The organism is Exiguobacterium sp. s142, from assembly GCF_018618455.1.
GTDB classification, from domain to species: domain Bacteria; phylum Bacillota; class Bacilli; order Exiguobacteriales; family Exiguobacteriaceae; genus Exiguobacterium; species Exiguobacterium aurantiacum_A.
Genome location: NZ_JACSMB010000001.1, coordinates 196856 through 215819, shown reverse-complemented (window position 1 = coordinate 215819; position 18964 = coordinate 196856). Strand labels below are relative to the sequence as shown.

Genomic DNA, 18964 nt, shown 5'->3' with positions numbered 1-18964 from the left:
AGGAGACGGTGTCATGCATAAGAAAACATTTAATGAGCTGACGACGAAAGAACTGTATGATCTGTTGGCGCTGCGGACCGAGGTGTTCGTCGTCGAGCAAGATTGTCCGTATCAGGAAGTCGACGGGAAAGATGTCACGGCGCATCATTACTGGATCGAAGAAGACGGGACGATTGTCGCCGCACTCCGAGTTCTCGTCGAAGAAACGCCGATCGCCATCGGTCGTGTCGTCACGAAAGCGTCACATCGAGGCAAAGGGTACTCGCGCAGGTTAATGGAAGAAGCTGTCATTGACTTCGGGTCCGTCGAGCTCTACTTACAAGCTCAGACATACGTCGAACCGTTCTATGCGAGTTTCGGCTTTTCGCGAACGAGTGAAGAATACTTAGAAGACGGTATCCCGCATGTTGATATGACGCGGGAAAGAACAAAATCTTCCTAAAGCAGTGCGGTACCGTTCGCCAGAAGTTCATGGTAGAATGTTGAGGAATACATGCGCACATGAAAACGTGCGATAACATTATAGCGTGCAAAGGGGTTTACGATGGTGACTGACCAACAAGTAATTGAAAAAGCGAAAGAATTAGCCGACCTTTTGGCAAAGACTCCAGAAGTGGCCCGCTTCAAAGAAGCGGAAACGAAAGTGAACGAAAGTGAACGCGTCCAAACGTTGATCAAACGGATCAAATATTTACAAAAAGAAGCGGTCAACTGCAAACATTACGGCAAGACCGAAGCGCTTGCCAAAGTCGAACTAAAAATCGACAAGGCGATGGACGAACTCGATTCGATTCCGGTCGTCCAGGCGTTCCAAGAGACACAAGTCGAAGTGAACGACCTCCTTCAATACGTGACGGTGACGCTCGCCAACTCGGTGACGGACCGAATCATCGAAGCGACGGAAGGCGACGTACTCGCAGGTAAAACAGGAAGCGGCATGGCAGCGGAGAAATCACGCGGCGGTTGCGGATACTAAAAAACAACAGCTGGCCTTTGGTCAGCTGTTCTACTTTATAGAGGTGAGACGAAATGGAAGCGATACATCAGACACCGATGATGAAGCAATATTTTTCAATCAAGGCGGATTATCCTGACGCCTTTGTATTTTACCGGCTCGGTGACTTTTACGAGCTCTTTTTTGAAGACGCCCAAATCGTGGCGAAAGAACTCGAATTGACGCTCACCGCGAAAAACGGCAAAAACGCCGAGCATCCGATCCCGATGTGTGGAGTCCCGCATCACTCGGCAGCCGTCTACATCGAGCAGTTGATCGAAAAAGGATTCAACGTCGCGATCTGCGAGCAGATGGAAGATCCGAAAGCGACAAAAGGCCTTGTGAAGCGGGAAGTCATCCAAGTCATCACGCCAGGTACTTACATGGCCGCGCTCGGAGACAAAGACAACCGTTATTTGGTCGCAGTCGCCAAAGTTGGTGAAACCTACGGGGTCGCCCGTGGTGACGTGACGACAGGTGAATCTTGGCTGACGACGTTGCCGACGAAAGAAGCGGTCCTCCGTGAAGTCGAAGGATTGGTCCCGAGTGAGATATTAGTCGATGACGATCAGCTCGCGGACATGTTGCAACCGCTCGGGATCCCGCTGTCGATTCAAGTCGAACGCCGGTCGAGCGAACTGTCCACATCGGCGAAAGACGACGCCCAAGTGAGCGCGTTTGATTTGCTGTACGCCTATTTGACACGGACACAAAAGCGGGCGCTCGACCACTTGCAGCCGGCGATCGCCTATGAGGTCGAGGCCCACATGCAGCTCGACCCGAATACGGCACGCAATTTAGAACTGTTCCGCTCGGCCCGGTCCGGAGAACGGAAAGGCTCACTCTTATCACTGCTCGACGAGACGACGACCGCCATGGGTGGACGTCTTTTAAAGCGTTGGCTCGAACAACCGCTCTATACAGAGCAAGCGATCCATGAGCGTCAAGACGCGGTCGAGAACTTACTTGACGATTTCATGCTGCGCGACCAACTCCGGGACGAATTGAAACACGTTTATGATATCGAGCGGCTCGTCGCGAAAGTCGGCTACGGGACGGCGAACGCGCGCGATCTCGTACAATTGCGCGACACACTAGCACGCATCCCGGCTTTGAGCGTGATGCTCGAAGCGGTCGCATCAAGCCGGTTGCATCATATCCATGAAGACTTGGACACGTTCGAAGACTTGGCGGCGCTTCTTGAAGCGGCGCTCGTCGAATCTCCACCGATCTCGACGAAAGAAGGCGGAATGATTCGTAAAGGCTATTCTGAAGAGCTCGATCAGTTGCTTGAAGCGAAAGCGAACGGGAAGTCGTGGATCGCCAACCTGGAGCAACAAGAGCGGATCGCGACCGGGATCAAGTCATTAAAGATTGGCTACAACCGTGTCTTCGGGTATTATCTCGAAGTGACGAAAGCGAACGCCCGTTTACTCGAAGAAGGTCGGTACGAGCGGAAACAGACGCTGACGAACGCCGAACGCTACGTCACGCCCGAGCTGAAAGAAAAAGAAGCGCTCATCCTCGGTGCGGAAGAGAAGAGCTGCACGCTCGAGTATGACTTGTTCGTCACACTGCGCGACCGAGTCAAACTCGAGACGAAACGGTTGCAACAGCTCGCACGGTCGCTCAGTGAACTTGACGTCCTGCTCGCTTTGGCGATCGTCGCTGAAAAGCGGGACTACGTGCGTCCGACAGCGTCCGCAAACGTTCAAATCGATCGCGGCCGGCACCCGGTCATCGAGACGGTTCTGCCACGCGGTGACTATGTCGCCAACGACTTGACGCTTGACGACTCGCGTCAGATGCTGTTGATCACCGGACCGAACATGTCCGGTAAATCGACGTACATGCGCCAGTTCGCGTTGATCGCGATCATGCACCAAATCGGATCGTTCGTCCCGGCCGAGGCGGCCGAACTGCCGCTGTTTGACCGCATCTTCACTCGCATCGGGGCAGCGGACGACCTCGTGAGCGGTCAGTCCACGTTTATGGTTGAAATGACCGAGACGCGCCAGGCCGTGACCGAGGCGACGGCGAACAGCCTGATTTTGCTTGATGAGATCGGGCGCGGGACGTCGACGTATGATGGGATGGCGCTCGCGCAAGCGATCGTCGAATATATCGCCTCCTCAATCGGCGCGAAGACGCTGTTCTCGACGCATTATCATGAGCTGACCGTCCTCGAAACGACGATCCCGACGCTCGAGAACGTCCACGTCCGCGCCATCGAACGCGACGGACGCGTCGTCTTCTTGCATGAAGTTCATCCAGGCAAGGCCGACAAGTCTTACGGCATCCACGTCGCGGAACTGGCCGATTTGCCGCAATCGCTCATCGAACGAGCCCGGACGATCTTAACAGAGCTCGAACAAGAGAAAGAGCGGGTCGCTGCCCCGACTGACCCGATAACGAAGAAGTCGAGCGATGAAACCGCTCAGCTCTCTTTGTTCGAGACAAAAGATGAGTTAAAACAACAATTGCTCGAGCTCGATCTTTTAGCGATGAACCCGATCGAGGCGATGCAGGCGCTCTATGCGCTCCAACAGTCTGCGAAGAAAGGGTGAGTCGATGGGAATCATTCAAGAGTTGCCAGAACAGTTAGCCAACCGGATTGCGGCTGGGGAAGTTGTCGAACGACCGGCATCGGTCGTGAAAGAACTCGTCGAAAACGCGATTGATGCCGGCGCGACGAAAGTGGAAGTCGAGCTAGAAGAGGCCGGGATCCGGCTCATCAAAGTGCGGGATAACGGCCACGGCTTTTATGAGGATGACGCGGCCCGTGCTTTTTTAAGACATGCGACGAGCAAGATACGAGACGAACATGATTTGTTCCGGATCCGGACGCTCGGATTCCGGGGCGAGGCTCTCGCCTCGATCGCATCGGTCAGTCACGTCACGTTAAAGTCGCGCCAGGCTGATGAGGCCGGCTTTGAGATGACGCTACATGGCGGCGTCGTGATCGAGCAAACACCGACTGCTGCGAACGTCGGGACAGAGATCACGGTCAGTCAATTGTTCTATAATACGCCAGCCCGTTTGAAATACTTGAAAACGTCTGCGACCGAGCTCGCGAGCATCACCGACACGTTGAACCGGATCGCCTTGTCACACCCAGAAGTTCGATTGACGGCTTTCCATGAAGACAAGGAGCTGCTCCGAACGAACGGGAACGGGGACATCAAGCAAGTTATGCTCGCGATCTACGGTCGGCAAGTCGCCGCCCAAATCGTGACGGCGTCGAGCAAGACGAATGACTACAGCTTGAGTGCTCACCTCGTGCGGCCCGAAGTGACGCGTTCAAATAAACAGTATGTGACTTTGATCTTGAACGGGCGGAGCATCAAAAATTTCGCGCTCACACAAAGTGTGCTCGAAGGCTATCATACGCTTCTGCCGATCGGTCGTTACCCGATCGCTGTGCTCGAAGTGAACATGGACCCGATGCTGATTGATGTCAACGTCCATCCGACGAAGCGGGAAGTGCGGCTGTCAAAAGAGAAGGAACTCTGTCAACTGATCCGGGAGACGGTTCAGCTGACACTTCGGGAGCAACGGTTGATTCCGTCGGTCAAACCAAGACAGCCGTCCGTTCCGACAGAGCAATCGAAGCTTGATTTCACCGTCGAACGCTCAGACACAACAGTTGAGCCGAGCGCATGGAACTATCCGATTCCACGCGATCCGGTGACATCTCCGAGTCGCTGGTCGCCGACACCACTCGTTCAAGAGACACCGGTCGAAACAGTGCTGTCAGAAGAACCGGGGGTTGAAAAGGCGGAACGCCGGCTGCCGGCGCTCGACGTCATCGGCCAACTCCATGCGAGTTACATCGTCTGCGGCGCGGACGATGGCATGTACATCATCGACCAACACGCCGCCCAAGAACGCATCAAGTACGAGCTGTTTTATGACCAACTCGGCCAGCCTGAAAAAGAGTATCAGTTGTTGCTGTTGCCGCTCACGCTCGAGTTCACCCAACAAGAGACGCTTGCGATCGAAGAAGTCGTCCCGCTTCTTAAAGAAGCGGGCCTCGATTTAGAGGCGTTCGGAGGCAATACGTTTCTCGTCCGGGAAATCCCGACATGGTACCCGCAGCACGATCTCGAAGGGACAGTCCGTGATTTGATCGAGATGGCGATTCGGGACCGATCAATCGATATCGCTAAATATCGCGAAGAGGCGTCGATCCTGATGGCGTGCAAACGATCGATCAAAGCGAACCATCCGTTAAACCTCGAGATGATGCGACAGTTGATCCGCGACCTTGGCGAGACGACGTCTCCGTATACGTGTCCACACGGACGTCCGATTTTAGTGAAGTGGAGTACGTATGAACTCGAGAAGTTGTTCAAACGTGTCATGTGACAAACGTTGTAATCTTATTTTAACCGACTGTAACGTTTATGGATGCTTAGCTATGGGAACAATATACACATGTCGTCAAACGCATCGAGGTTGAGAGGTGGAGTTCACACTGCCTCACCCTCAAGGTGTAGACATGATTCATAAACCAGTAGGGGGAAATGATTATGACAGACACGCTTAAAGTAACGACACGAGAATTACGACCACGTTCGGTTCGAACAAACTTACGTAAAGAAGGAAAAGTACTTGGTGTCGTTTACGGCTACAAAGTCGAAAGCACACCAGTCGCGTTTGAAGAAATGGCATTGCGCAAGATTCTCCGTGAACACGGAGACAACGCCTTGATCGAACTCAACATCGACGGCAAGAAAGTAAACACACTCGTTCACGGGACGGAAGTTGACCCGTTCACGAACACATACAAGCACGTCGAGTTCATGGCAGTCAAAATGGATGAGGCAACTGAAGTTGAAGCAGACGTCACACTCGTCGGCGACGCGAAAGGTGTCAAAGAAGGCGGCTTCTTGTCGCAAGCACTCTATAAAGTCACTGTTTCGGCAACACCTGCTAACATCCCAGAGCGGATCGAGCTCGACGTTAGCAAGCTAGAGATCGGTGACTCACTCACAGTTGCTGATATTCCGGAGAATAAAGATTACGAAATCTTATCTGAAGGCGATCTTCAAATCGCATCAGTGAACGAGCCGGTAGCAGTCGAAGAAGAGGAAACTGAAGGTGAAGAAGCTTCAGCTCCAGAAAAATCGACTAAAGCATCGACTGATGAGACGACAGAGTCTTCTGAGAAAGAATAATTGGTTTCATGCGGCCCTTTACGAAGGGTCGCTTTTTTTAGTCACAAATCCGACAAATGTAACCGATTACGATGTGAAAAGTATGTCAACAGTTCGAATGGGCAGTTGCAAAAATGTCGCTCCGGGCTTATATTGTTAATGATTTCACATGTTTGTTCTTATTATATGGTTCATTTAAACAGAAAGAAGGGTTTGTGACATGGCATCAATGGAAATCCATGCACTCGAATCATTACGGAAGAAAGCACAGGCTTCCTCAGCGATGATTCACTATCGGCCGATGGAATATTTTTTACGGGCAATGCTCGCGGGGATTTTTATCGGGTTCGCATCAATCTTCACATTAAAAGTCGTCAACGGCATGTATCTTGTAGATTCACCATTTACGACGCTCATCGGGGGATTCTCGTTCGGGATCGCGCTCGTCATGATCATCTACGGAGGCGCTGAACTATTTACCGGGAATACGATGTATTTTACGACTTCAACGATGCGTGGCTATACGACGCTGAGTGATACGATGCTCGTCTGGTTGCTTTGCTTCGTCGGGAACGCGCTCGGCGGCATTCTTTTCGCCTTGTTGCTCGCGCCGACTGGAGTCATTCAAGAGCTCGGCATGAACAACTGGTTATTTTCCGTCGTCGAGAGCAAGATGCATCATACGACAGTCGAAATCTTTTTTAGAGCCATCTTCTGTAACTGGATGGTCTGTCTCGCCATCTTCTTGCCGAAACAGATGAAAAATGAATTTGCCCAAATCTTCTCGATGATCTTCCTAGTAGCCGTCTTCTTCGCTTCAGGGTTTGATCACGTCATCGCCAACTTCGTCTTGTTCGCACTCACACTCGTTGTTCCGCATCCAGAAGCAATCAGCTTTGCTGGAGCCATCCACAACTTGATTCCGGCTACGTTCGGAAACATTATCGGAGGCGCGTTATTCATGGGAGCAATCTATACATGGTTGAACGCTAAAGGATTGCGTGAAGCACAAGAGTCAGAGCAAGAAGAAGTCGAACTGAAAATCGTCAAGCCAGCCAAAGAAGTATGACATACATCACGAAACGCACAGTCGAGCCCACATCAGGGATTCGGCTGTTTTTTTACGTTCGGGATCGGTTGCAACTGTCACAATATCGACGTGCCTCAAATCGGTAAAACGTGACATAATCTATATATAGAATTTTTATCGGTTATCAGCCGTTAAATAATCAATATATAGCGAGGTGATGCGGAGTGAACATGCTCCAGCTTTATAACGATGTCTGTGTGCTACCAGATCAAGATTTGATCCAAGAGAACGCCAACGTCGACGGGAAGTCGCCACTCGGCAAACTAGCGCGCATATCTTCAGAAGTGTCAAAACAATTATCGACCACGTACCTATTGTCGGAACGGTCACGTCTAGCGATCCGTGATAACTACTTGTATGTGCATGACGCCGATTACTATGTGACCGGATCGACGACGTGTTGTCAAATCCCGCTCGGAGAGTTACTCGCGAACGGGTTCCACACCGGACACGGGACGATTCGTCCCCCGCAGGACATTCGTTCGGCGCTGGCGCTCGCCTCGATCATTCTTCAAGCGAATCAGAACATGCAGCACGGGGGACAGGCGTTCCCGATGTTTGACGTCGATCTCGCTCCTTACGTCGAGAAGACGTATGAACGTCAACTCGAGCGGTTGAACGGACTACCGATTGAGCTGACGGTGGAGCAACAACAGCAGATTGCTGAAGCAGAAACCGTATCGGCGACGTACCAGGCGTGCGAGGCGTTTATCCATAACGCCAACTCGATGCACTCGCGCGGCGGCGGTCAAGTTCCGTTCGTGTCGATCAACTACGGCACCGACACGAGTCGGTGGGGACGGGTGTTTATCCGCGAGTTGTTAAAAGCGACAGAGCGAGGATTAGGCAACGGGGAGACGCCGATTTTCCCGATTCAAATCTTCAAAGTAAAGGAAGGCGTCAATTTCAATGACGGGGACCCGAACGTCGATTTGTTCCGCCACGCATGCCGCGTGACTGGCAAGCGGTTGTTCCCGAACTTCTCGTTCGTCGATGCGCCGTTCAACCTTCAGTACTATGACGGGACACATGCTTCGGAAGTTGCCTACATGGGCTGCCGGACGCGGGTGATGGGAAACCGTCATGGGGCAGAGACGTCGATCGGAAGAGGTAATTTATCGTTCTCGACGTTGAATTTAGTGAAGATGGCACTCGTGTCATCCGATATCGAGTCGTTTTATAAGACGTTGGATGGATTTGTTGACATCGCCATCGAGCAATTGCTTGAGCGTTTCGATTATCAATGCAAGCGACATGCGGACGAATTCCGCTTTCTTTATGCGCAGCACGTCTGGCGGGGGAGTGAGACGCTTTTGCCTGAATCGGAATTACGAGACGTGTTAAAACAAGGGACGTTGTCGCTCGGCTTCATCGGTCTCGCCGAAGCGCTACGCGTCCTCGTTGGCGGGACGCACGTTGAATCAAGAGAAGCAGAACGTCTCGGGCTTGATATCGTGACCCATCTCGCGGAACGGATGAGGCAGGCGGGAGACGATCATGATTTAAACTTTTCGCTACTGGCGACGCCGGCCGAAGGATTGTCCGGGAAGTTCGTGTTAAACGATCAACACGAATTCGGGATGATCGCCGGTGTGACCGATCGCGCGTTTTATACGAATTCGTTCCACGTCCCAGTTTATCAACACGTCTCAATCCGGGACAAGGTTCGAATCGAGGCACCATACCACGCCTTATGTGACGCCGGACATATTACGTACGTCGAGGTCGACGGTTCGCTCGCCCATAACCCGGAAGCGGTTGAATCGATCGTGCGGCTCATGCGGGCGCATGACGTCGGCTATGGCTCGATCAATCATCCGGTCGATCGTTGCGGGAGTTGCGGTCTAGAAGGAATCATCGACGAGTCGTGCCCGACGTGCGGGGAACGAGATCAAATCGAGCGGATCCGTCGTATCACCGGTTATTTGGTCGGGACGATGGATCGATGGAACTCGGCGAAACGAGAAGAAGAACGAGCGAGGGTGAAACATCATGCGCGTCCTATCCGTACTTGAAGAATCGGTCGTCGATGGTCCGGGCATTCGAACTGTGATTTTTACAGCAGGCTGTCCGCATCGTTGCCCGGGCTGTCACAACCCTGAATCGTGGAATCCGCGAGGCGGTCGTGACATCTCGGTCGAAGAGTTGTTGGACCGTGTCGAGACGGCCGCATGGGAAGGCGTGACCATATCGGGCGGTGAACCGTTCCTGCAACCGGCTGAGCTGTCGGAGGTCGTGCGCGGTTGCAAGACACTCGGGAAGAACGTCTGGATCTATACTGGCTACACGTTCGAAGCGCTACAACAGCTAGAAAATGAGGACATCGACATCGTCCTTGACCACGCCGACGTGCTCGTCGACGGGCGTTTCGAGCAGCCGCTCATGGACCGCTCGCTCCGTTTCCGGGGGTCGAGCAACCAGCGGATCATTTTTCTGAACAAAGCGTGATCGGGGCGACAACGCCCCGATTTTTTGTATACTAACAAAAAAGGGGGAAATCATTATGAAATGGTGTAGCTATGAAATCGAAGGGGAGACAAGAGTCGGGGTGGTCGAAGCGGACCAAGTATATGATGTCAGTGATCAACTACATACGAACTCATTGTTAGAAGTGATCGCGCGCGAATTTAAACCGGATATCGATCTAGACGTCGCAAGCGTACGAGCGCTCGAAGACGTCAAACTTCAAGCGCCATACCGGCCGCTAAAAAATGTCATCTGCATCGGTAAAAACTACGAGGAGCACGTGAAAGAGATGGATACGGCGGGAGCCGGTAAACTCGTCATCTTCACGAAAGCGCCGACCTCGGTCGTCGGTCCTGATGCCATCGTCGAGCGTCATGCAGCGCTTACCGACCAACTTGACTATGAGGGTGAGCTCGCCGTCATCATCGGAAAGTCAGGACGCGACATTCAAGACGTCGAGGACCACATTTTTGGGTATACCATCATTAACGATATTACGGCACGAGACGTGCAAAAGCAGCACGTCCAGTTTTTCCGCGGCAAGTCGTTCGACACGTTCTGTCCGTTCGGACCATTTATCGTCACGCCGGAAGAACTCGAATTTCCACTGTCAATCCGCACAGACGTGAACGGGGAAAACCGTCAGCTCGGATCGACAGATGACATGATCCGACCGATCGATGAACTGATTCGGACGCTCTCAGCAGGGATGACGCTCGAAGCGGGTGACATCATCGCGACCGGGACGCCAGCCGGGGTCGGACATGGGATGAAGCCACCGGTCTACCTCCAGTCCGGAGACCGGGTCGAAGTGACGATTTCCGGGCTCGGCACGTTACGGAACGACATCGTCTGACGAAATTGACGCAAATTGTGAAGAATCTTGTAATCGTTCCGTCAATTCCATGAAACGGTGCCGGCTTCTATTATACTCAGGGTAGAAGTTAGAGGAAACATCATTGAGGAGATGACATGTTATGGAACGAAATGATCGGCCAAATGAACATAATCGACATGAAGATTGGTTAGATACAGAGCTAGGTTCGTCAAAGCGGGCGCCTGAGCCTCCGCAAGCGGAACAAGTCACTCGGCCCTCTTTCATGAGCCGTATGTTCCCAGGGTTCATCGGCGGCGTCGCCGGGGCGTTGTTGACCGGTGCGATTGCGTTACCGTTTATCGATCAAGCACCTGACGTCACGTCGAATACGAATGTGACGTCAGACGGGACACCTGTCCAAACCTCATCGAACATCAAAGACACATCGGTCACCAATGCGGTCGCGGTGGCACAACCGGCAGTCGTGACCGTGAACAACTTCGCGGCGAGCGGATTCTCGAACGAAGCGGTCGAAGCGGGTGTCGGATCAGGGGTCATCTATAAAAAAGAAAATGGCTCGGCTTACATCGTCACGAACCATCACGTCGTCAATGGCGCCGACCGTCTGACCGTCACGTTCAACGACGGTTCAACTGCTGAGGCGAAGCTTATGGGAAGCGATGCGACGTACGATTTGGCCGTGCTCGAAGTCGACGCGGACAACGTATCGTCTGTGATTAAGATCGGGAAATCGAGCGAATTGAAACCGGGGCAGACGGTCATTGCCATCGGTAACCCGCTCGGACAGTTTGAGAACTCGGTCACACGCGGGATCGTCTCTTCGACGTCGCGTCTCGTACCGGTCGATACGGACGAGAACGGACAAGCCGACTTCAATGCCGAAGTCATCCAAACGGATGCGGCCATCAACCCCGGTAACTCTGGTGGGGCGTTGATCAATGAATCCGGTCAGTTGATCGGGATCAACTCGATGAAAATCGCGACCGATTCTGTCGAAGGGGTCGGCTTCTCGATTCCGGTCGACATCGCGTTGCCGCTCATCAATCAAATTGAGCAGACCGGCGAAGTGAACCATCCGTCGCTCGGTGTCTCATTGCGTGACGTTAATGAGTTCCCGCCTGGTTATTTGACTGAACAGATCAAGCTACCGGAGTCGGTGACGGCCGGGACGATTATCGTCGACGTGCAGGCGAACAGTTCGGCGGCGGCAGCGGGCCTTGAGGCTCGTGACGTCATCGTCAAAATCAACGATCAACCCGTGTCCTCGTTCATCGATTTGCGGAGCGAATTGATTCGTGACACGGACGGCGTCGTCACGATCGAGTACGTCCGGGACGGCAAGACCGAAACGGTCGATGTCGAGATTCAAAATGCGAACGGAGACGCGTTGTAAAGATGGGCACGATGCCCATCTTTTTTGTTATGCTTAGAAAAAGGAGGGGATAACGTGATTCGTAAGTTATACGGTGTGTTATTTTTAGGGGCCGGCATCATGCATTTCGTTCAAGAGCGCGCCTTCATGTCGATTATTCCGAAATCATGGCCGTTCAAGCGCTTCATGGTACAGGCTAGCGGTGTGATTGAAGTCGTCTATGGCGTGTTGTTGCTCTTGAACAAAGGGACCGGTTTCGTCAAGAAGACGTTGCCAGCTTTTTTGATTGCCGTGTTCCCGGCAAACATCAATATGGCACTCAAACCATCCCGGATCGGGGGCAAGACGTTACCAAAATGGGTGACATGGGGTCGACTGCCGCTGCAATGGGTGTTGATCAAAGGCGTCAAGAAACTGTGACTACATAACGGGGGAATCAATCATGACTACGAACGTACTGAACTGGTTCGAGCATTTTCATGCTCATCCGGAAGTGAGTTGGAAAGAAGAAAAGACGACGAAGACGATTGCGGACATCTTGGCGTCATGGAACGTGCGTCACGAGACGTTTGACGACGTGACGGGTGTCATCGCTGAAATCGGCACCGGTGCCGACGTTATCGCCGTCCGAGCCGATATCGATGCCTTATGGCAACAAGTCGACGGAGAGTTCAGGGCTAACCATTCGTGCGGCCACGACGCCAACATAAGCATGGTGCTCGGCGCGCTCGAGCTGTTAAAGGACGAGGCGCTCTCGAAACGGATCCGCTTTATCTTCCAACCGGCGGAAGAACAAGGTAACGGCTCGCTCGCGATGATCAATAAAGGGGCACTTGACGATGTCAGCCACTTGTACGGCATTCATTTGCGCCCGCTCGAAGAGCTGAAGCGCGGCCAATACGCCGCTGCGATTCAACACGGCGCCGCTTTGTTCTTGAAAGGACGGATCATCGGGGACGATGCCCACGGTGCGAGGCCACACCAAGGTCAGAATGCGCTCGACGTCGTCTTCACGATTCAACAGATGTTGAAAAGCATCTATCTGTCGCCGTTTGAGCCGCATTCGATCAAGCTGACCGGTGTCCAGGCAGGAAGTGACAACATGAATATCATTCCGGGCAACGCCACGTTCTCGATTGACGTGCGGGCCCAGCAAAATAAAGAACTGCTCGAGCTTCGTGACCGTCTCGAGACGATGTTGCATCAAATTAGCGTGCTGCATGGCGTCGAGATCGAGTTGGAATGGCAAGACTTCACGCCGGGTGCCGAGATCGGGAAACACTCGAGCCGGATTGCAGCAGAAGCGATCATCGCACTCCATGGCGAGGACGCGCTCGTCAATCGCATCGTGACGTCGGGAAGTGACGATTTTCATTTTTACACGGTCGAGAAACCGGGACTCGATGCCACGATGATCGGGATCGGGGCAAATTTGACGCCGGGACTGCATCACCCGCAGATGACGTTCGACCGCGACGTCTTGCCTGAAGGGGCGGCTTTGCTCGCCGAGACGCTACGCCGAGCGGTTGCAATACGATAAAGTGAAACGAAATGGACGGGGCGTGAGCTTGCCGTCCATTTTTTTGTTGCCAACTCCTCATGTAAGCGTTATCATAATTTCATTAGCGACAATATAACGACAATTCTGAATTTTCGCTAACGGGGAGGAATTTACATGGAACTGCAGGGGAACAGGCAAGACATGAAGCTTGGTTGGGCGTTGTTGCCGCTACTTGTCATGATTGGGGTCATGCTCGTCGCCATCGTCAAACTCGAGCAAGGGCCACACATCCCGCTCATCGTCGGGACGGCGACCGCTTCGCTTGTCGCGTGGCGTCACGGCTACAAATGGAAAGACATCGAGGAGATGATGTACAAGGGGATACGGCTCGCCTTGCCGGCGGTCGTCATCATCATCTTGGTCGGTTTGACGATTGGCGCCTGGATCGGGGGAGGCGTTGTCGCCACAATGATATATTTTGGGTTGAAGATCATCTCGCCGGCCTACTTCCTCGTGACGATCTGTCTCATCTGTGCGGTCGTTGCTTTGTCGATCGGCAGTTCGTGGTCGACGATGGGGACGATCGGTGTCGCCGGGATGGGCATTGGGCTCAGCATGGGGATTCCGGCGCCGATGGTCGCAGGTGCCGTCATCTCGGGCGCCTACTTCGGCGATAAGATGTCGCCGCTGTCGGATACGACGAACCTTGCGGCCGGTTTGACGCATACGAACTTGTTCGTCCACATCCGTCATATGCTTTATACGACGATTCCGGGACTCATCATCGCGCTTGGCGTCTATTGGTGGCTCGGGACGCGTTTCAATGATACGGCGACGAATCCTTCAGATATCGTGCAGACGCTAGGCATTTTGGAGGACAGTTTCGTCATTTCGCCTTGGTTGCTGCTGATTCCGCTCGCGGTCATCGTGCTCGTCACGAAAAAAGTACCGGCCATCCCGGCACTCGTCGTCGGGATCGCGCTCGGCTTCCTGGCCCAAGTCGTCATTCAAGGCGGATCGCTCTCGGATAGCGTCGGTGCGCTTCAAAGCGGCTATGTCATCGACACCGGCAATGAGCTCGTCGATAATTTATTCAGTCGGGGTGGGCTCGACGCGATGATGTATACCGTCTCGATGACGATCGTCGCGATGACGTTCGGGGGGATTTTGGAGTATTCGGGGATGCTGCAATCAATCATGAACCAGATCGTCAAACTGGCGAAGACGGCCGGCTCGATGATCGCGTCGACGATTCTTGCCGGGATTGCGACGAACGCGACGTGTTCCGAGCAATACATATCGATCGTCGTGCCGGCACGCATGTTTGCCGGGGCCTATGAGAAGATGGGGCTCCACTCGAAGAACTTGTCCCGGGCGCTCGAGGACGGCGGCACGCTGACGTCAGTGTTCATCCCGTGGAACACGTGCGGGGTGTTCATTCTCGGGACGCTCGGTGTCGGGGCGTTCGAGTACGCGCCGTACGCCGTGCTCAACTTCGTCGTCCCGGTCATCTCGATCATCTATGCGTTCACAGGGTTCACGATCGAACGGATCACGGTGTTGCAAGCAGAAACACAAGTCGAAGATCAAGCGGCATTATAAAAATTTCCCGGCCCTCTAGGCCGGGAAATTGAATTTATAGACGGCGCGGGGGCGGCCTTGGGCGTAGCTCATTTCTTCACCAATGACGCTGACAAGGTATGCGTCGTGTAGTTTTTTGATGAGCCGCTCGGTCGTCCGTCGCGAGACGTTCAAGTAGTCGGTCAGCTCTTTGGCGGTGAACTCGAGTTTGCGTTTCGAGAATCGGATGATCTTGCCGGCGTTGGCCGGGCTGATGCCGACTTGTTTGACGATATCGAACGCAACTTCTTCGGTCACACGGTAAGAAGTCACGTCGTCGCGTTTCGGGAAAGACAATCGCTTCGAGTCGTCAACGATGCGGACTCGTTCGTCGGTGGCTGCAGACAAGGCGATTTGTGCATGTTCGTAAGCTTGTTGGTATTGGGTGCCGTAGCCGATCCCGATTGAAGAGTCAAAAGACGCGGGGGCGAGCGTATTTTCTTCGAGGGCGCTGATCGTCTCGCCTTTCGTCGTCAACAGAGCGGTCGAGGGACCGTCCGTCGTTTCGAGATGTCCGCCGATATAGTGAACCGTTGCCAAATGGTCGCGGAGCGCCTCAGAATCGGTATCATATAAAATGATTGAAAATTGAGCGTTGTCCGCCAATAGTTGCCGAACACGTTGAATCAGTTGCTCGAGATGGTACCGGATCGTACTCGGCGGCTCGATCATGAGCTGACTCTCATAGCCTTGCTCTTGCAATTGGCGGTGGACACGCTCGATGCTCGTCAAGGCCAAGTTCGTTTGAGCGGGTTGTAAGTCCGCGTGAAACGCGAATACGTCTTGAAAGTCGACGTCAGGATGAATCTTCATTAAACGAGGTGGTGTCGTCACTGCGGGGAGGGACGATAAAATCGCCGCCAACCGTTTCGGCTCGATCACATCGATCGACACGTGTTCGAGGGAGACGGCACGAGTGAGCGCCGCCGACAGGAGCGTCGTCAACAGCACGGTCTCGTCTTGGACGACGTGGTGTGCCATATTCGTACTGAGATAAGGCAGCGCGTACGAATAAGGGAACGATCCCGAGAAGAAGACGCCGTCGAACGAACCGAGCTGTTTGGCGATCGTGGCCGCCTCGTGCGGATGTTGATACGTATAGTAGGCGAAGCGAACATCTTCATAATCAGGGGCCAGCGCTGTGATGGTAGCGACGAAGTCGGCTGAACCGACGATTGCTAAATGAAGCGACATGCGAAAACTCCTCCTTGCAATTTAGCGACTATTTAACGACAATATATACAATGAACTTTTAAATGTAAAGGAGCACTTATCATGAAACTAGAAAAAATAGAACTGTTTGCGATTGAACTACCGCTCAAAGTCCCGTTCATCGTCAGCTACCATCGCTATGACGTCATGCCGTCGGTGATCGTCAAGATGACGACCGAATGCGGTCTCGTCGGGTACGGTGAGGCGGTTGCCGACGAACACGTGACGGGCGAGTCGCTTGAGAGTACGATCAGTGTCATTCGCCACTTGCTCGGTCCACTGTTGATCGGACGGAACCCGATGCATCTAGAACGGATTCACGACGAGATGGACCGGGCCATCCGTGACGTTCCAGCGGCCAAGGCAGCGCTCGACATTGCTTGCCATGACTTGATCGGGAAGAAGCTCGGACAACCCATCTACGAGTTGCTCGGCGGACGCTATCACGACGCCTTCCCGGTCACACACGTCTTAAGTATCGGTGAGCCTGAAGCGATGGCGGCGGAAGCGTCGGAACAGGTCGGAGAAGATTACACGGCCGTCAAAATGAAAGTCGGCGTCGATGTCGCCTCGGACGTCCGTCGTGTCGCGGCAGTAAGGCAAGCGGTCGGTCCTGACGTCCCAATCCGTGTTGATGTCAACCAAGGCTGGGTAAACGCGGCGAAGACGCTGCAGGCGATGCGTAAGCTCGAACCGTTCGATATCGATTGGGTCGAGCAACCGGTCAAAGCCGACGATTTTGAAGGAATGCTCGAAGTTAAAGGCAAAATATCGGTCCCGCTTATGATTGACGAAGGGGTACGGGGTGTCGCCGACATGCGCCGCTTGACGATGATGCAAGCGGCGCATAAAGTGAACGTGAAATTGATGAAGTGCGGCGGTATCTATCCGGCGAAAAAACTCGTCCATATGGCCGAGATGTCCGGTATCGAGTGTCAAATCGGCTCGATGGTCGAATCGTCGATCGCCTCGAGCGCGGGCTTCCACGTCGCGTTCTCGAGCAAAATCGTTCAATCGGTCGAACTGACCGGCCCGCTCCGGTTCGCTACGGACGTCGGCAATTTGACGTACGATTTACCGTTCATCCGCTTGAACGACCGCCCGGGTCTCGGTGTCGACGTCGATGAGGACGTGCTCCGTCGCCTGACGACCGATTACTACGAAGTCGGAGGCGCCGATCATGTGGCACGGTGAATGCAATGGACTTGAACTCGACGTTCGGCATCTGACCGATATGGACTTGACGGCCATCGAAGCGGTGCAACAAACCGTGATTGCTGATTTGGCCGAAGGTAGCCATTACCAAGCGCTCACGACAGACGAATTCATGAAGCTGTTGTCGGATCAGACGATCATCGGCGCGTTCCATCAAGGGGTGTTGATCGCGTTTCGGGCGTTGCTCATCCCGCCGCTCGATGACGAACATTTAGGTCGTGACATCGGGCGGTGTGAGGATGAACTCGATCGCATCATCTACCAAGAGGTGACGAACGTCGATCCGTCTTATCGGGGCTACCGTTTGCAGCAACATTTAGGGAAGCTGTTGATGGAAGAATTGAGCCAAGACGAGCGGTTTGACCTCGTCTGTGCGACCGTCGCCCCGTTCAACATCCCGAGCTTGAAGGACAAGTTTGTCCTGGGCCTAAGAATCGGCGCCCTCAAACAAAAGTATGGCGGTAAACTTCGTTATATCTTTATGAAAGAACTGCATACGGGTTGGCGACCGTTAGGTGAGACGGCGTGGCTTGAGATGAGTGATACGGACGGCCAAGTCGAATTATTGAAGACGGGTTGGTACGGCACGGCGATGAAACGAGTCGACGAGACGTGGCTTATCCAATATGAACGGTAAAAATGGCCTGATCCATGTGATCAGGCCAAACGTGTTTAGTCGAGGATAAATAAAATGTCATCGGCAAGTTTTTCATACGTCCGATCGCTCGGGTGGAACTGGTCGCTTGCGAGGTCTCGGGTGACGTCGCTCACGTACGCGAACGGATCGATCACGTCGATGCGGTACGTATTCCCAAGGTTAGCCGCCGCAGCGTTCCAGTCGAGAATCAGCTGGTTGAACGCCTGTCCGTTTGTGTTCTCGGGGAACGGGTTGTAAAGCGCGATATAGACGATTTGAGCCGTGTCGTTCAGACCACGGATTTCTGCAAAGATATCATTTAAGTTTGCTTTAGCGTCCGTGACGACTTGTTCGATATCGACAGATTCGAAGTTATCGACGTTCTCGCCCCGGTTGAACAGGTCGTTGCCGCCGATCGTGAGCGTGATGTAGCGGGCGTTTTTGATTGTCCGCTGAACTTCCGGCTGAGCGAGCTGAGCGAGCAGGTCCTCGGTGCGTGCCCCCGATATGGCCAAGTTTTGTGTGCGGATATCTTGGTCTTCGAGAGCTGCGCTGACCGGTTGAACGTAACCGGCGCCTGACGTCGAACCGACGCCGCGTGTGATTGAATCACCGAGAGCGACGAAAATTTCGCCGTCTGGTTCAGGTCTCGTATCTTCGCTGACCGAGAGCGTACGCTCCGGCGGGTTGACGATGTCTTGATACCCAATCCAAAGACCAAACAAGGCCGTTGCCGTCAACAAGACAGAGCCGATTAAAAAGGCATACCATTTCCCATTTTTCATCTGATGACCTCACTTTCTATGTAACCATCATATCAAATATATTTGAACCTGCCCTATGTGAATGTTCGAATAGGA

Annotated in this window: 17 protein-coding genes; 15 read left to right on the top strand and 2 right to left on the bottom strand. The window is 53.4% G+C overall.

The annotated features are described in order from the left end of the window. Positions 1-13 precede the first annotated feature (13 nt). The 13 genes from KNP77_RS01070 to nhaC all read left to right on the top strand — a co-directional run bounded on the left by KNP77_RS01070 (position 14) and on the right by nhaC (position 15022). Positions 14-442: a GNAT family N-acetyltransferase gene (locus tag KNP77_RS01070; protein WP_070327374.1), complete on the top strand. Its 429-nt coding sequence runs from the start codon at positions 14-16 to the stop codon at positions 440-442. A 102-nt stretch (positions 443-544) separates the two neighbouring features. Continuing rightward, positions 545-976: a YlbF/YmcA family competence regulator gene (locus KNP77_RS01065; protein WP_070327373.1), complete on the top strand. Its 432-nt coding sequence runs from the start codon at positions 545-547 to the stop codon at positions 974-976. Between the two features lie 53 nt (positions 977-1029). Next, positions 1030-3561 carry a DNA mismatch repair protein MutS gene (gene mutS / locus KNP77_RS01060; protein ID WP_214887902.1) on the top strand — a complete coding sequence of 844 codons (2532 nt, stop codon included), beginning with the start codon at positions 1030-1032 and terminating at the stop codon, positions 3559-3561. A 4-nt stretch (positions 3562-3565) separates the two neighbouring features. Beyond that, entirely contained in the window at positions 3566-5362 is a 1797-nt protein-coding gene (gene mutL / locus KNP77_RS01055) for a DNA mismatch repair endonuclease MutL (protein ID WP_214887898.1), read from the top strand. A gap of 164 nt (positions 5363-5526) precedes the next feature. Further along, positions 5527-6174: a 50S ribosomal protein L25/general stress protein Ctc gene (locus tag KNP77_RS01050; RefSeq protein WP_070327370.1), complete on the top strand. Its 648-nt coding sequence runs from the start codon at positions 5527-5529 to the stop codon at positions 6172-6174. 208 nt (positions 6175-6382) lie between these two features. Next, complete coding sequence (locus tag KNP77_RS01045) at positions 6383-7222, top strand: formate/nitrite transporter family protein (protein ID WP_483297947.1); 840 nt, start codon at positions 6383-6385, stop codon at positions 7220-7222. Positions 7223-7413: 191 nt separating this feature from the next. Beyond that, the gene (locus tag KNP77_RS01040; RefSeq protein WP_131465184.1) at positions 7414-9258 is read left to right on the top strand and encodes an anaerobic ribonucleoside triphosphate reductase; all 1845 of its coding nucleotides are present in this window, start codon (positions 7414-7416) and stop codon (positions 9256-9258) included. Continuing rightward, positions 9236-9691: an anaerobic ribonucleoside-triphosphate reductase activating protein gene (gene nrdG / locus KNP77_RS01035; protein ID WP_070327369.1), complete on the top strand. Its 456-nt coding sequence runs from the start codon at positions 9236-9238 to the stop codon at positions 9689-9691. Before KNP77_RS01040 ends, nrdG begins: the two co-directional genes overlap by 23 nt. Before the next feature lie 55 nt (positions 9692-9746). Beyond that, positions 9747-10565, top strand: a complete 819-nt coding sequence (locus KNP77_RS01030) for a fumarylacetoacetate hydrolase family protein (protein WP_131443861.1) — start codon at positions 9747-9749, stop codon at positions 10563-10565. A gap of 121 nt (positions 10566-10686) precedes the next feature. Continuing rightward, positions 10687-11940 (top strand): S1C family serine protease, encoded by a 1254-nt coding sequence (locus tag KNP77_RS01025; RefSeq protein WP_214887892.1) that lies wholly within the window; start codon positions 10687-10689, stop codon positions 11938-11940. Positions 11941-11994: 54 nt separating this feature from the next. Beyond that, positions 11995-12339 (top strand): DoxX family protein, encoded by a 345-nt coding sequence (locus KNP77_RS01020; protein ID WP_173647363.1) that lies wholly within the window; start codon positions 11995-11997, stop codon positions 12337-12339. 22 nt (positions 12340-12361) lie between these two features. Then, complete coding sequence (locus KNP77_RS01015; protein WP_214887889.1) at positions 12362-13459, top strand: amidohydrolase; 1098 nt, start codon at positions 12362-12364, stop codon at positions 13457-13459. Positions 13460-13621: 162 nt separating this feature from the next. Then, a complete protein-coding gene (gene nhaC / locus KNP77_RS01010; protein ID WP_370246370.1) occupies positions 13622-15022 on the top strand; it encodes a Na+/H+ antiporter NhaC in 1401 nt (466 codons plus the stop codon). A gap of 15 nt (positions 15023-15037) precedes the next feature. Here nhaC and KNP77_RS01005 read toward each other — a convergent pair whose 3' ends face one another. Further along, the gene (locus KNP77_RS01005; protein WP_214887886.1) at positions 15038-16234 is read right to left on the bottom strand and encodes an HTH domain-containing protein; all 1197 of its coding nucleotides are present in this window, start codon (positions 16232-16234) and stop codon (positions 15038-15040) included. A gap of 81 nt (positions 16235-16315) precedes the next feature. On the opposite strand from KNP77_RS01005, the gene KNP77_RS01000 reads away from it, so the two are divergent. Together KNP77_RS01000 and KNP77_RS00995 are read left to right on the top strand one after the other, a co-directional pair. Then, positions 16316-17446 carry a mandelate racemase/muconate lactonizing enzyme family protein gene (locus tag KNP77_RS01000; protein WP_214887883.1) on the top strand — a complete coding sequence of 377 codons (1131 nt, stop codon included), beginning with the start codon at positions 16316-16318 and terminating at the stop codon, positions 17444-17446. Next, positions 17433-18104, top strand: a complete 672-nt coding sequence (locus KNP77_RS00995) for a hypothetical protein (RefSeq protein ID WP_214887880.1) — start codon at positions 17433-17435, stop codon at positions 18102-18104. The genes KNP77_RS01000 and KNP77_RS00995 overlap by 14 nt, the downstream gene beginning before the upstream one ends. A 35-nt stretch (positions 18105-18139) precedes the next feature. Here the strand turns inward: KNP77_RS00995 and KNP77_RS00990 are convergent, their stop codons facing one another. Further along, on the bottom strand, positions 18140-18889 hold the full coding sequence (locus KNP77_RS00990; RefSeq protein ID WP_071397395.1) for a GDSL-type esterase/lipase family protein: 750 nt from the start codon (positions 18887-18889) through the stop codon (positions 18140-18142). Positions 18890-18964: the final 75 nt, after the last annotated feature.

Excerpts from the sequence above, each read along its gene's own strand:
- KNP77_RS01070 (WP_070327374.1), top strand. The coding sequence starts at position 14 with ATGCATAAGAAAACATTTAATGAGCTGACGACGAAAGAACTGTATGAT.
- KNP77_RS01065 (WP_070327373.1), top strand. The coding sequence starts at position 545 with ATGGTGACTGACCAACAAGTAATTGAAAAAGCGAAAGAATTAGCCGAC.
- mutS (WP_214887902.1), top strand. The coding sequence starts at position 1,030 with ATGGAAGCGATACATCAGACACCGATGATGAAGCAATATTTTTCAATC.
- mutL (WP_214887898.1), top strand. The coding sequence starts at position 3,566 with ATGGGAATCATTCAAGAGTTGCCAGAACAGTTAGCCAACCGGATTGCG.
- KNP77_RS01050 (WP_070327370.1), top strand. The coding sequence starts at position 5,527 with ATGACAGACACGCTTAAAGTAACGACACGAGAATTACGACCACGTTCG.
- KNP77_RS01045 (WP_483297947.1), top strand. The coding sequence starts at position 6,383 with ATGGAAATCCATGCACTCGAATCATTACGGAAGAAAGCACAGGCTTCC.
- KNP77_RS01040 (WP_131465184.1), top strand. The coding sequence starts at position 7,414 with ATGCTCCAGCTTTATAACGATGTCTGTGTGCTACCAGATCAAGATTTG.
- nrdG (WP_070327369.1), top strand. The coding sequence starts at position 9,236 with ATGCGCGTCCTATCCGTACTTGAAGAATCGGTCGTCGATGGTCCGGGC.
- KNP77_RS01030 (WP_131443861.1), top strand. The coding sequence starts at position 9,747 with ATGAAATGGTGTAGCTATGAAATCGAAGGGGAGACAAGAGTCGGGGTG.
- KNP77_RS01025 (WP_214887892.1), top strand. The coding sequence starts at position 10,687 with ATGGAACGAAATGATCGGCCAAATGAACATAATCGACATGAAGATTGG.
- KNP77_RS01015 (WP_214887889.1), top strand. The coding sequence starts at position 12,362 with ATGACTACGAACGTACTGAACTGGTTCGAGCATTTTCATGCTCATCCG.
- nhaC (WP_370246370.1), top strand. The coding sequence starts at position 13,622 with ATGAAGCTTGGTTGGGCGTTGTTGCCGCTACTTGTCATGATTGGGGTC.
- KNP77_RS01005 (WP_214887886.1), bottom strand. The coding sequence starts at position 16,234 with ATGTCGCTTCATTTAGCAATCGTCGGTTCAGCCGACTTCGTCGCTACC.
- KNP77_RS01000 (WP_214887883.1), top strand. The coding sequence starts at position 16,316 with ATGAAACTAGAAAAAATAGAACTGTTTGCGATTGAACTACCGCTCAAA.
- KNP77_RS00995 (WP_214887880.1), top strand. The coding sequence starts at position 17,433 with ATGTGGCACGGTGAATGCAATGGACTTGAACTCGACGTTCGGCATCTG.
- KNP77_RS00990 (WP_071397395.1), bottom strand. The coding sequence starts at position 18,889 with ATGAAAAATGGGAAATGGTATGCCTTTTTAATCGGCTCTGTCTTGTTG.